At 47.4% G+C, this 13,378-nt stretch carries 8 protein-coding genes; all 8 read left to right on the top strand.

Annotated features, from left to right (window positions below; all coding sequences use genetic code 11):
- Positions 1-126 precede the first annotated feature (126 nt).
- Positions 127-618 carry a GNAT family N-acetyltransferase gene (locus HQQ92_RS01165; RefSeq protein WP_173242597.1) on the top strand — a complete coding sequence of 164 codons (492 nt, stop codon included), beginning with the start codon at positions 127-129 and terminating at the stop codon, positions 616-618.
- A gap of 84 nt (positions 619-702) precedes the next feature.
- Positions 703-1,224, top strand: a complete 522-nt coding sequence (locus tag HQQ92_RS01170; RefSeq protein WP_168826977.1) for a phage tail protein — start codon at positions 703-705, stop codon at positions 1,222-1,224.
- Between the two features lie 12 nt (positions 1,225-1,236).
- On the top strand, positions 1,237-1,767 hold the full coding sequence (locus HQQ92_RS01175; protein ID WP_168826978.1) for a phage tail protein: 531 nt from the start codon (positions 1,237-1,239) through the stop codon (positions 1,765-1,767).
- A gap of 11 nt (positions 1,768-1,778) precedes the next feature.
- Complete coding sequence (locus tag HQQ92_RS01180; RefSeq protein ID WP_113941567.1) at positions 1,779-2,315, top strand: phage tail protein; 537 nt, start codon at positions 1,779-1,781, stop codon at positions 2,313-2,315.
- Positions 2,316-2,384: 69 nt separating this feature from the next.
- Complete coding sequence (locus HQQ92_RS01185; protein WP_168826979.1) at positions 2,385-3,245, top strand: sulfotransferase; 861 nt, start codon at positions 2,385-2,387, stop codon at positions 3,243-3,245.
- Positions 3,242-11,704: an Ig-like domain-containing protein gene (locus tag HQQ92_RS01190; protein WP_173242600.1), complete on the top strand. Its 8,463-nt coding sequence runs from the start codon at positions 3,242-3,244 to the stop codon at positions 11,702-11,704. The genes HQQ92_RS01185 and HQQ92_RS01190 overlap by 4 nt, the downstream gene beginning before the upstream one ends.
- A gap of 235 nt (positions 11,705-11,939) precedes the next feature.
- Positions 11,940-12,491, top strand: coding sequence for an ADP compounds hydrolase NudE (nudE, locus tag HQQ92_RS01195; protein ID WP_173242602.1), 552 nt, complete (start codon positions 11,940-11,942; stop codon positions 12,489-12,491).
- A 71-nt stretch (positions 12,492-12,562) separates the two neighbouring features.
- Positions 12,563-13,375, top strand: a complete 813-nt coding sequence (cysQ, locus tag HQQ92_RS01200) for a 3'(2'),5'-bisphosphate nucleotidase CysQ (RefSeq protein ID WP_011848162.1) — start codon at positions 12,563-12,565, stop codon at positions 13,373-13,375.
- Positions 13,376-13,378 lie beyond the last annotated feature (3 nt).

Consider the following 13,378-nt stretch of genomic DNA (forward strand, 5'->3'; position numbering starts at 1 on the left):
CTGAGCCACTCTTTAAACCTGTGTCATTCGATTTGTTGAGTTTTGCCCGTTAATCCCGAGCTGCCACGACGAATTAAAGAACTATAAAGCGCTGTTTAGAGTTACTTATTACAGGGAATGTATTTGATGGTAGAAGACATAGTATTACCTAAAGCCTATTCATTGCGTTATGCGTATAAAAATGACGATGCTTTTGTATTTGCACTATTTTGTTCTGCAAGGACGGAATTGTCTCTATTACCGCTTCCCCCACAGCAACGAGAGCTGTTAGTACAACAACAATACCGCTTACAGCAAGCGAGTTACGCTGCCCAATACCCTCAAGCGGTGACTCTAATCATTGAATATCAATCAATTTCTATTGGCAAAATCATACTTAATCCCTCTGTTAACGGTGTCCATATCGTCGATTTTGTCATCGCACCGCAATTTCGTGGCTATGGTTATGGTTCAGTCATTTTGGACTCGGTAAAAGCCTATGCCCAAGCAAAAGAGGCGAGTGTGAGTCTGAGTGTTGATCGACAAAATATGCGTGCGAAACAGTTATATCTTCGCTTGGGTTTCTTACCTTTTGAAATATCACCTACCCAAGAGTGGCTATCGTGGCCATCATCATAGGTAGTGTTGTTTGAGGGAAGAGGAAAGCGTGTGTAATCAAACTGATGATGTATAGATAGGTTTATTTTTATTAAGGAGTCATGGATGTCTGATTTTTTTCTCGGAGAAATTAAGCTTCTCCCATACAACTGGGCACCTAAGTATTGGACTTTGTGTGCAGGGCAATTATTGCCAATCAACACCAACCAAGCACTTTTTTCACTCTTGGGTACGACCTACGGTGGCGACGGTATCAATACTTTTGCGTTGCCGGATTTACGTGGTCGCGTACCAGTTCACCCTAATGTTAGTGCAGGTTTGCCTCAGGGCAGTAAGGCGGGTGTTGAAAATGTAACCCTAGTACCTAACAACCTGCCAGTACACAATCACCTTGTGATGGCCAGTTCTACTGCCGGCGATACCACGTTGTTTGCAGGCAATAATATTGCCGCCGCCAAAAATGCAGCTGGTGAGGTCAATTTGTATGGGTCCGCTGCAAGTTTACAAGCGTTGGACCCTGCAACGGTATCCAGTACTGGTGGCAATCAAGCCCATGAAAATTGTCAGCCTTCACTGGTAATGAATTATTGCATTGCCACTCAAGGCATTTACCCTTCACGTAACTAGAGGAGAATCACTATGGATCCTTATATCGGTGATATCCGTCTTTTTGCGGGTAGTTTTGCACCTAGAGGTTGGATGTTGTGCGCTGGTCAGCTATTAAGTATTAGTGAGCAAAGCACTCTTTTCGCAATTATCGGAACCACTTATGGTGGTGATGGGGTAACAACATTTCAATTGCCGGATTTGCGCGGTCGCCTTCCGGTTGGACAGGGTAATGGCCCTGGTCTGACTCCCCGTGTTATCGGTCAGCAGTTTGGTGTTGAATCCGTTACCTTATTAACGCCGCAAATACCTTCACACAGCCATAGTTTGTCGGCGAGTACTGCAAGTCCCTCCACATCACCTAGCCCTATGGGTAATGTCTTTGCCCACAGTAATACCGATAATATTTATGCTCCTTTGCCATCTAGCGGTGCCGATCCCCAAGTTATGAATGCACTCAGTGTGCAAGCCTCAGGGGGAACACAACCACACAATAACATCATGCCTACTACAGCGATAAATTACATCATATGTATTGAAGGCATTTTCCCATCGCGTAATTAAGGAGCGAAATTATGGATCCATTTATAGGTGAAATCCGTTTGTTGCCATTCAGCTTCGCTCCCCACAATTGGGCGCTGTGTAATGGCCAAATATTGTCAATCGCAAGTAATACCGCGTTGTTTTCAATTATCGGAATTACTTATGGTGGCAATGGTACAACCACATTCCAATTGCCTAATTTGCAGGGGCAGACCGTAGTTGGTGTAGGTCAGGGCCCCGGGCTGAGAACCTGGGATTGGGGCGAACAGTTTGGTGAAAATGGGGTGACGCTGATCTCCACTGAAATGCCAGCACACAACCACACGCTGACCGGTTTGAATAATCAGGGGACTTTGCCTTCTCCGGCAGCGAATACCTATCTTGCGAAGGATGGACGTGGTGGTGGCATAGTCAACTATATGCAGGCAGCACCAGGTACGTTAAATACCACTATGGCACCACAGACTTTAGGTCTAAATGGTGGTGGTCTACCCCATGAAAACCGTCAGCCATTTATCGCATTGAATTATTGTATTGCCCTTTATGGTGTATTTCCGGCACGCAATTAATTGATGAATGATCCCGGCATGTTTGTCGGGAAGTTTTTAATAAACATTTTTAATTAGTAAGTCACATTAATGCCAAACAAATTACATTTTATTTCAGGTTTACCGCGTGCTGGCTCGACGCTCCTCGCAGGTATACTTCGGCAAAATCCACGCTTTCATGCGGCTATCAGTAGCCCTGTAGCGGGGCTTGTGAATGGTGCCCTCGAACAAATGGGGGCTGGTAGTGAGTCCTATTCATTTTTCGATGAACATAAACGTAAGGTCATTTGTCGGGCATTAATTGATGCTTATTATCAAGATAAAAATCATCCGGTTATTTTCGACACAAACCGTCACTGGACTGCCCGTCTACATCAATTGGTAGAGTTGGTTGATGATTTTAAAGTGATTTGTTGTGTGCGTAATCCGGCTTGGATTATGGATAGTTTTGAAGTGATTTACCGTAAAAACCCATTTGATTACAGCCGTATGTTCAATGCAGCCTCGCGTCAGACGGTGTATAGCCGCTGCGAGTCATTAATCAATGCTGGTGGTGCGGTTGGAAGTGCATGGACGGCACTCAAGGAAGCCTATTACGGCGAGTTTTCTGATCGCTTGCTATTAGTGGATTATGATCTGCTTACCCAGCATCCGGCACGCACGCTGGAGTTAATCTATCGTTTTATTGGCGAACCACAATTTGAGCACGATTTTAATAATGTCGACTATGCTGAAAATGAGTTTGACCACAATCTTGGGGTCAAAGGTTTGCATAGCGTTAAGCGGAAAGTGGAATACAAAAGTAGGCGCAGTATTTTACCGCCTGACTTATTTATGAAGTATCAAGAAATGGACTTCTGGCTGGATAGTACTGGCACTGCAGCCAATATTATTGCAAGTAAAAAACCTGTAGCACCTAACGCAAAAAATGAAGGGAATCACTTATCATGAGACACGCACTGCTTAGTGGGCTTTCCTCGCTGTTATTACCATTTGGACTCTATGGTGCTGGTGCTATTGCAGCGCCGAGTTATCAGCGATCCTATTTGAGTTCATCGATAAGTGCATCGACCGATCTATTATTGCGTTCAGACACCTCTCTACCACAGGATCTAATTGATTTATCTGGCGATCAATTGGATATCCAGAGTGCACATCCGGTGCGTGAGCTGGTGATTGTTGATGGTGCAGTGGCTGAAGCTGATAAATCGGTATTGCGCCGTGCCCTTAAACCTAGTGTTCAATTGGTAGAGTTAGATTCTTCTATCGCTGGATTAGCGCAATTAATTAATGTACTTGATGGACACAAAAATCTCGCTGCTATTCATGTGGTCTCCCACGCACAAGCGGGCGCTATTTTGCTCGGTAATTCACGTATTACTCCGGAGACAATCCAGCGTGAAGTGTTGGCATTTGCCGCGTTAAAAGGCGCGGTGCGTGAAGGTGGCGATTTATTATTTTACGGTTGCGATCTGGCCGCGAATGACAGCGGTGAAGAGTTGCTGGATATCATCAGCAATAACACAGGTTTGGATATTGCCGCCTCCAATAATTTAACCGGCAATGCCGAATTACAAGGCGACTGGGATTTAGAAGTTACCCGCGGAAATATTGAATCTACTTTGGCGTTTTCTGAAAAAGCATTAAGGGATTTTTCAGGGGTGTTAGCGCCAATTGTAAATGGCACTTATGGTTTTGTAGGTTGGAGTGGGCAGGCAACTGCACAGCTCAGCACAACTCATTTCAGATTAACCGCTAAGGGTGGTGATGGCGTCACTCAAAATCTAGCTAGTAGCATTGGCAATTTTGCTTACATGCATGGTGGTGAGACTAGCACTAACCATTATTTTTATTTGCGCGCAGATGGTACCAATACCACTGCATTTGAGTTAACTGGATTAACGGGAGGCGAGGCTGCTGATCCTGCCTATACAGCTCAATTTACTAATCTGCGTATTGTTGGTTACTTGCAGAATGGCGGAACTGTTACCTCCTCGACTGTTAACGGAAGCGGAGTTAAAGAGACCTTTACCTTTGCACCAGGACAATTGGCGTCTTTTTCGGGCGTTAAGCTAAAAGGCTTTAAATTGTTTTTTGATTGTGCCAGTGCTTGTAATTCTTCAACGGATGGCCCCGAGTTCTTTGAGTTTTATGGTTTCACCGTCGCGAATGCAATAGATACTCCACCACCACCTACAGTAAGCGATGCCCGAATCAGCATTTCCGGCGCAACTGGCACCAGTGGTGCTTACAAGATTGGCGATACAGTTACCGCTACTTGGAATAATACTGCAGGTGGCGATAATAATTCTGGTGTTACCGGTGTAACGGTTGATTTTTCACAATTCGGCGGTGGTGCTGCTGTAACTGCAACGGATAGCAGTGGAACTTGGACTGCCACCTACATAATCACCGCCGGTGCAATCGACCTTACTGCGCGCAATGTGAGCGTCACGGCGACGAGTGCGGGCGGGAGCGACACTACGGCGGATAGCACTAATGCCACCATTGATAGCATTGCGCCTACGGTTACCGATGGTCGCATCAGTATTTCCGGCGCAACTGGAACCAGCGGTGCCTACAAAATTGGCGATACGGTTACGGCGACCTGGAACAACACGGCTGGTGGTGATAACAATACCGATACGATTAGTTCAGCTACCGTCAACTTCACACAATTTGGTGGTGGTGCTGCAGTGGCCGCAACCAATAGTTCGGGAACCTGGACTGCAACCTACACCATAGTCGCTGGTGCGATTGATAACACCAACCGCAATATCTCTTTCAGCGCAACCGATAACGCGGGCAACGTCACAACTGCTGCCGATACTACTAACGCCACAGTCGATAATATCGCCCCGACCCTGAGCGGTATTGCGCTCAGCGGTACTCCTGCTTCAACTGATTCGAGCATGGCATTCACCGCCAGCTTCAGTGAGGTGGTCAGCAATATCTCAACCGATGATTTCACCTTGGCGACTACATCAGGAACTGCTACAGGGACTATTGCCAGTGTGTCGGCAGCATCGGGTAGCAGTGTCAATATCAACATCAACGGTATTAGTGGTAATGGTGTTTTCAAGTTGAACTTAAATGGTTCGACGAATATTACTGACGATGCGGGTAACGCAGGTATTGCGGCCTTTAGCAGTGGTTCAACCCATACGGTCGCTATTCCTACAGCACCAACTGCCCCTACGATAGGTACAGCCACCGCAGGCGATGGCCAAGCATCAGTAACCTTTAGTGCCCCCGGCAATAATGGTGGTTCAGCAATTACCACTTACACTGCTACGGCTAGCCCCGGTGGTGCATTTGGCACCTGTGCTGGGCCCGCAGCTTGTACTGCTACAGTCACTGGCCTTAGCAATGGCTCGGCTTACACCTTTACCGTTACCGCGACTAACGCCATAGGCACCAGTACGGCCTCCGGTGCTTCCAACTCGGCAACCCCCAAAGGTAATCAAACTATTACCTTTGCTAATCCCGGCGCGCAAAACTTTGGTACTACGCCAACCCTTACAGCCACAGCAGACTCTGCAACAGGAACTGATAATTTAACAGTCAGCTTCAGCTCATCTACCACAGGAGTTTGTACCATCAGTAGCGGCGGTAACCTGGCATTTGTGACCGCCGGTAGCTGTACTATCGATGCTGACCAAGCGGGCGACTCTGCTACCAACCCTGCCCCGACGGTATCCCGAACCTTTACTGTGAATGCCGTCGTTCCCAGTGCCCCAACTGTTGGTACTGCGACCGCAGGTGATACTCAGGCCACTGTGACCTTTTCGGCACCGGTAAGCACTGGCGGCGCACCGATCCTTGCCGGAGGCTACACAGTCACCGCTAACCCAGGCAACTTCACGGGTACAGGATCAAGTTCGCCGATTACTGTGACTGGGTTGACTAACGGAGTGGCCTATACCTTTACGGTAACCGCGAGCAACTCGGCGGGGACGGGTGCAGCATCGGCAGCTTCCAACTCGATCATTCCGGCATCACCACAGACGATTACCTTTGCTAATCCAGGAACACGGAACTTTGGTACTTCGCCAACGCTGACCGCAAGCTCATCGGCAGGAGGTGGTTATGTTGTCACTTTCACCTCATCTACCACCAGTGTTTGTACTATTACCAGTGGCGGTGTGTTGACCTTTATAACGACAGGAACCTGTACGGTCAATGCGGATCAGGCGGGCGATTTGTCTTTCCTGGCTGCACCGCAGGTGAGCCAGTCTTTCAGCGTTAGCCCCGTAGTTCCCGGTGCACCAACCATAGGGACTGCAATCGCCGGTGATACCCAGGCAAGTGTTGCCTTTGTTGCCCCAGTGAATATTGGTGGCTCGGCGATTACTGGTTATACCGTGACGGTAAACCCGGCGGATGTCGTTCCAGTACACGGTGGTTCATCTCCGATTGTGGTGACCGGTTTAACCAATGGTCAAGCGTACACCTTTACTGTAACTGCCGATAATGTGGCGGGTACTGGCTCTGCATCGGTTGCATCCAATCAGATAACACCCGCAGCAATCCAGACCATCACTTTTGCTGCCCCAAGTGCACAGAACTTTGGCACTACGCCAACATTAACGGCTACAGCTGATTCAGGCTTAACACCTGTCTTTACTTCATCCACTACGGGCGTTTGTACTATTACCTCCGGTGGTGCGCTGACCTTTGTGACGGCAGGTAGCTGTACTATTAATGCAGATCAAGCAGGTAATAGTAGCTATTTACCTGCTACACAGGTGAGCAGAACCTTTGTGGTAAATGCTGTCGTGGCTGGAGCGCCAACCATAGGAGCCGCAATCGCAGGGGATAGCCAAGCGGTTGTTAGCTTCACTGCTCCGATATTTAATGGCGGTTCATCAATTACGGCTTATACAGTGACATCTAGCCCCGGTGGTTTTACGGGTTCGGGAGTAGGATCTCCAATTACAGTTACAGGGCTTTCAAATGGTACGGCCTATACATTTAGTGTTACTGCGGCGAATACTGTGGGAAGTGGTAATGCTTCAAGTGCGAGTAACTCTGTGACGCCAAATGGTGCACCGACTATTAGTGGTTCGCCGATATTAATAGTGAATCAGGATGCTTCGTACCAGTTTACGCCAACAGCGTCTGACTCAGTGGGAGATACACTTAGCTTTAGTATTAGTAATAAACCTACGTGGGCAACGTTTAATACCGCGACAGGCATGTTGTCTGGTATTCCATTAAATCAAGATGTTGGTGTGACTAATGGAATTGTTATCAGCGTTTCTGATGGCGCTTTATCTGCGAGTCTACCAGCGTTTAATTTAACTGTGACGAACCTCAACGATGCACCGACGATTAGTTCTATGGCTATGACTGCAGCGACCCAAGATGCAGCGTATAGCTACATCTTTACGGCTGCGGATACTGATGTGGGCGATGTACTTACGTTAAGCGCGATAACTAAGCCTAGCTGGCTAAGCTTCAACGTCGCGACTGGTGTATTAAGCGGCACGCCTACTAATGCTGATGTGGGTTCTCACCCAGTGACGCTGAGGGTGACCGACACAGATGGCTTAACGGCTGACCAATCCTTCATGGTTATTGTGACCAACGTCAACGATGCACCTGTGATTAGCTCTCCAGCCATCACTACAGCAACTCAAGATATAGCTTATAGTTACACAGTGATCGCTACCGACTTAGATGTGGGTGCTGTGTTAACCCTCAGTGTAGTGACCAAACCGAGCTGGTTGAGTTTCAACTCGGTGACAGGTTTACTCAGTGGTACGCCGAGCAATGCGGATGTGGGCAGTCATGCTGTGTTACTGCGAGTGACGGACGCTGACGGATTAACAGCAGATCAATCGTTTAGTATTACAGTCACTAATAGCAACGATGCACCTACTATCACTTCAACAGAAACTACGGCCGCTGTGCAAGACGCTGTTTACAGCTATACCTTTGCCGCTACAGATGTCGATGTGGACGACGTACTGACATTTAGTGCGGTGACGATACCAAGCTGGTTGAGTTTCAACTCGGTGACAGGTTTACTCAGTGGTACGCCGAGCAATGCGGATGTGGGCAGTCATGCTGTCACCTTACGAGTGACGGACACGGATGGCTTAACGGCTGAGCAGTCCTTTAGCATTACAGTGACTAACGTTAACGATGCGCCTGTTGCGACGAGTGCAAGTGTGACCTTAGAGGAAGATAGCTCTGTGATGATCACGCTTACTGGGGAGGATGCAGATAGTGATCCTCTTACCTATGAAGTGGTGAGCCAACCTGAATCGGGCACTTTGGAGCAGCATGGAACTGTGTGGTTATACACACCGGAGAAAGATTTCAACGGTGCAGATCAGATAAGCTTTATTGCTAAGGATGCTGAACTGAGTTCTGAGCCTGCGACTATCACCATGAATGTCACACCAGTGAATGATGACCCACAAGCTGTAGATGATAATTACACTCTAGCCAGCACCGCGGATGATAAATACACACTACCTGCGCTAGAGAATGATGTTGATGTGGACGGTGATACTTTGACTATCGATGGCGCGGCAGCAGACATAGGTAGTGTGCAGATTACTGCTGATGGACTCATATTTACTGCCCCTGCAGCTTATGTTGGTCCGGTCGCACTTCGTTATACCATTAGTGATGGTCAGAAAGGGCGCGCAAGTGCAAAAGTCAACTTACTGGTAGAAGGTGGGGAGGCTGACAATTTACCTGTTATTACTGTACCTAGTGATGTTGAGGTTAATGCAACAGGCTTGTTCACTCGGGTGGATCTAGGGTTTGCGAAGGCCGTCGATCGTAATGGTCATCCACTGCCCGTTTCTTTGGTCGATAAGCGTTTATTCTTTGCCCCTGGTAGTTACCTTGCTTACTGGCAAGCCGTAGATCGTGATGGCAACAAAGCGACTAAGGCTCAGAAAGTAAAAGTGCATCCATTAATTTCCTTGAGTAAAGATCAAGTCGTGGGTGAGGGTAATGAGGTTGTTGTTAGTATTCACTTAAACGGTGTCGCGCCTGAGTATCCAATATCAGTTCCTTATACTGTTGCAGGTTCCGCAGACAGCAATGATCATGACTTAGTCGATTCGGTAGTGGAGATTACTTCAGGTACATTGGCTCATATTCACTTTAGAACCATAGAGGATGGGGAAGTTGAGGCTGAAGAAGATGTGTTGATCAGCCTAGATCCAAGTTTGAATTTAGGCAGTAAGAAGCAAACACAAGTGTCGATCACTGAGGCTAACATTGCCCCGAGTGTGACTCTTGAGGTGACTCAAGCGGGTGAACGTCAGTTGATCGTGGCACAAAATGGTGGCGAGGTTCATATTCATGCGCAGATTAGCGATGCCAACATGAACGATACTTTGACATCTGTATGGTCGAGTGGTGCGCTGAACTTGCAGTCCGATGATGCGGGGATGTTCTTCTTGCCGACAGAGGTCTTGCCGGGCATTTATCCTGTGAGCCTGACTGTGACGGATAGCGGCTTACCCGCGCTGTCTACTACGGAGAAAGTTTATATTGTTGTGCGCCCATCTTTGCCACCTCTGACAGGGACTGATACCGACGGTGATTTGATCCCTGATAACCAAGAGGGATTTACCGATACAGACCGCGATGGCATTCCAGATTACTTGGATGCAATCAATGATTGTAACGTGATGCCTGAAGGTGAGTTACAGCCTGTGTACTTCTTGGCTGAGGGGCAAGCGGGCGTGTGCTTACGCTTAGGTAATATTGCACTGATGCAAGAGCAAAGTGGTATTCAACTATTACCTAATCTGGTTCCTGAAGACAGTATCGCGGCTAATGTGGGGGGGATTTTTGACTTCATTGCGACAGGACTACCGCAACAAGGGCAGAGTTACAGTCTGGTGATACCACAACGTTCGCCAGTTCCTGCCAATGCAGTATATCGTAAGTATCAAGCCCAAAATGGTTGGAAGGATTTTGTGATTGATGCGCGCAATAGTGTCGCCAGTAGTGAAGGTGAGCGTGGTTTCTGCCCTCCTCCTGGAGATAATCGTTGGACTTCAGGATTAACTGAAGGCCATTGGTGTGTGCAGTTAACCATAGAAGATGGCGGGCCAAACGATGACGATGGCGTCGCTAACCGAACCATTGTCGACCCAAGTGGTGTGTCAGTGATACTCAATGGTAACCATTTACCTGTGGCGAACCCAGATACGGCATCTTTACCTTGGAATCAGAGTCTCGATGTCGATGTGCTCGCCAATGATACGGATAGCGATGGTGATGCCTTGACGGTAACACAAGTCACCAGCGAGTTCGGAACTGTAGTTATCTTGGCTAATCAGCAGTTAAGTTACACGCCAGCAACCGATTTCATCGGTACAGATGTGCTGGTGTATAGCATTACTGATGGTAAAGGTGGTACTGCGAGTAGTGAGTTGACTGTGATTGTTAATGGCAATACGGCACCTACGACAGTGAACGATAGTGCTGCCATAGATGACAGAACGAGCTTGTTACTCGATGTGTTGAGTAATGACAGCGATCCCGATGGCAACGTTTTAACCTTAGTCAGCGCAACCGCGCAGCAAGGAACGGTTTCTGTTGAGTCTAATAAACTACGTTATATCCCTAAAACTGGATTTGATGGAGTAGATACTGTGAGTTATCAGATTAGTGATGGATTGGGCGGCGAAGCAACTGGGCAAGCGTTAATCACAGTTAAGGCATACCAAGATGTGGTGATAGATAACAAGTCGGGTGGAGGCGGTATGTCCTTATGGGCATTAGGTTTGATTCTTACAATGGGGTTAATTCGCCGTAAGGAATTACATAAATTAGTCTTGGGCGCTGTGTTGCTCGCAGGCTCCGTTAATCAAGCAAATGCGGCTGATAACTGGTATGTCGAGGGATTTGTCGGGCAAGCTCAGGTTGATAGCAGCAGGCGAGATCTACAGCCACAAGCGGGGACAGGCTTTGTAACATCGGTTGATGATAAAGATACTGCTTTGGGTGTGAGTATCGGTTATCAATGGACTCCCTTTGTTGCCATCGAATTAGGCTATGCCGACTTTGGTAATGGGACTGCGAGGATTGAGGGCGCAAGTCTCACCCCTGAGCAATATCATGAGCAGGTCAAAGCCGTAACGCCAGTACTGGTCGATGGTGTCATGCTGGGATTACGTTTCACTTTACTCCAACATGAAGCTTGGCGGTTTGAAGTACCCATCGGGTTGTTTAGGTGGCAAGCGGATATCAGTAGCACTATGGGCAATAGCCGTTTAACTACAGAGCTTGATGGTACAGATTGGTATGCGGGCGTGCGTTTTAGCTATCAATTTACTGAGTCATGGTCTGTAGGTTTGGGATATCAATATGTGGATATCGAGCCTAATGATTTCCTCAGTTACCAGCTCAATCTACGATATCAATTTTAAGCGTTAGCATATCAAAAGGGGCATTCGCCCCTTTTTACTATCCAATAAAACATCGTATTTGAGAATATTTTGAAGGTGTTCACTTAAGGCTGGGCTGGGTTTGTGATGCATATCGCAAAGGATTTGTGGCTTACCATTAGGAGCATGTAATAAATTCAGGTTGTAGATTAAAGACAGGATAGTAAGATTGTCACTTACCTTATTTAATTTATCGCTTTTTTATCCAGAGGCAGTTATGTCGCAACGGCAGAATAAGCCGGAAATATTGCATACCGAAGTTGTCGCGAGAAGCCGATTATTTCAAATTGAGCAAGTGCATCTTAAGTTCTCCAATGGTGTAGAGCGCCAATATGAGCGCATGAAAGGCGGTAGTCGTGGCGCTGTGATGATAGTGCCTATTCATCAAGGGAAAATGCTACTGGCACGCGAATATGCTGCAGGAACTGATAATTACGAACTCGGTTTCCCAAAAGGTTTGATCGATCCCGGTGAGACAGCAATAGAAGCTGCTAATCGTGAATTACAGGAAGAAATTGGCTTTGGATCGAATAAGCTCACCTTACTGAAAGAACTCAGCCTAGCTCCGGGTTATTTCTCTAGTAAGATGCAAATTTTTCTTGCAGAAGATCTGTATGAGAGTCGCCTTGAAGGTGATGAGCCTGAGCCAATTGATGTGGTGCCTTGGGCGCTCGCCGATTGGGAAGCCTTGCTCGATGATGTCGATTTTTCTGAATCCCGTAGTGTGAGCGCGTTGTTTTTGGCGCAAAAATATTTACAACTTAAATAATCTTTTTCCTTTTAAGCGTTCAGAGTTTGCACGCTTGCAAAACATTCGCTCAGCAGGCGATTGGAGTTGTTATGAAGCCAGAAGAGTTGATCGACGAAGTTATTGCGATTGCGACCGATGCAGGGATAACTATCCGTGACATTTATCTCAAAGGTAATTTTGAGCGAGAAATGAAGTCTGACAATACCCCTGTCACTTCCGCAGATTTAGCGGCGAACAAGATCATTTGTGACCGATTAACCGCCTTAACGCCTGATATTCCTGTGTTATCTGAAGAAGCCGCTGACATTCCGTTGAGTGTGCGTGAATCTTGGAAGCGCTATTGGTTGGTGGATCCGCTCGATGGTACGGGGGAGTTTATCGCCGGCAGTGGTGATTTTTCAGTCATTATCGCGCTGGTGGAACACAATCGTCCCGTGATGGGCGTGGTTTATGTGCCTATGACACAAGTGTGTTATTACGCTATTGCTGGTTTAGGGGCGTACAAACGCACGGATAAACAAGAAGTGCGTATTAGCAGTCGCCAAATTGAGCACCGTGAAAAGGTATCCCTAAGATTGGCCGTAAGTCGCCGTCAGGACCCCCAATCTGTGTTGACCCTATTCAACCATCCCAAACACTGCGAGTTAGTCGTGATGGGGGGCGCAGCGTTGAAGAGCTGTCTTGTCGCGGAAGGTCGTGCTGATTGTTATGTACGAGTCGGACCAACGGGTGAATGGGACACGGGAGCTGCGCAAATTATCGTCGAGGAAGCGGGTGGACAGCTGATGGATACTGAGCTGCAACCGTTAACCTACAATGAGCGCGAGAGCTTAGAGAACCCTAATTTCATCGTAGTTGGCGCACCCAACTTAGAGTGGGATAAGATTTTAATAGGTGAATGATTT

The organism is Shewanella sp. DC2-4 (assembly GCF_013248875.1).
In the GTDB taxonomy this organism is placed as follows: Bacteria; Pseudomonadota; Gammaproteobacteria; order Enterobacterales; family Shewanellaceae; genus Shewanella; species Shewanella oncorhynchi.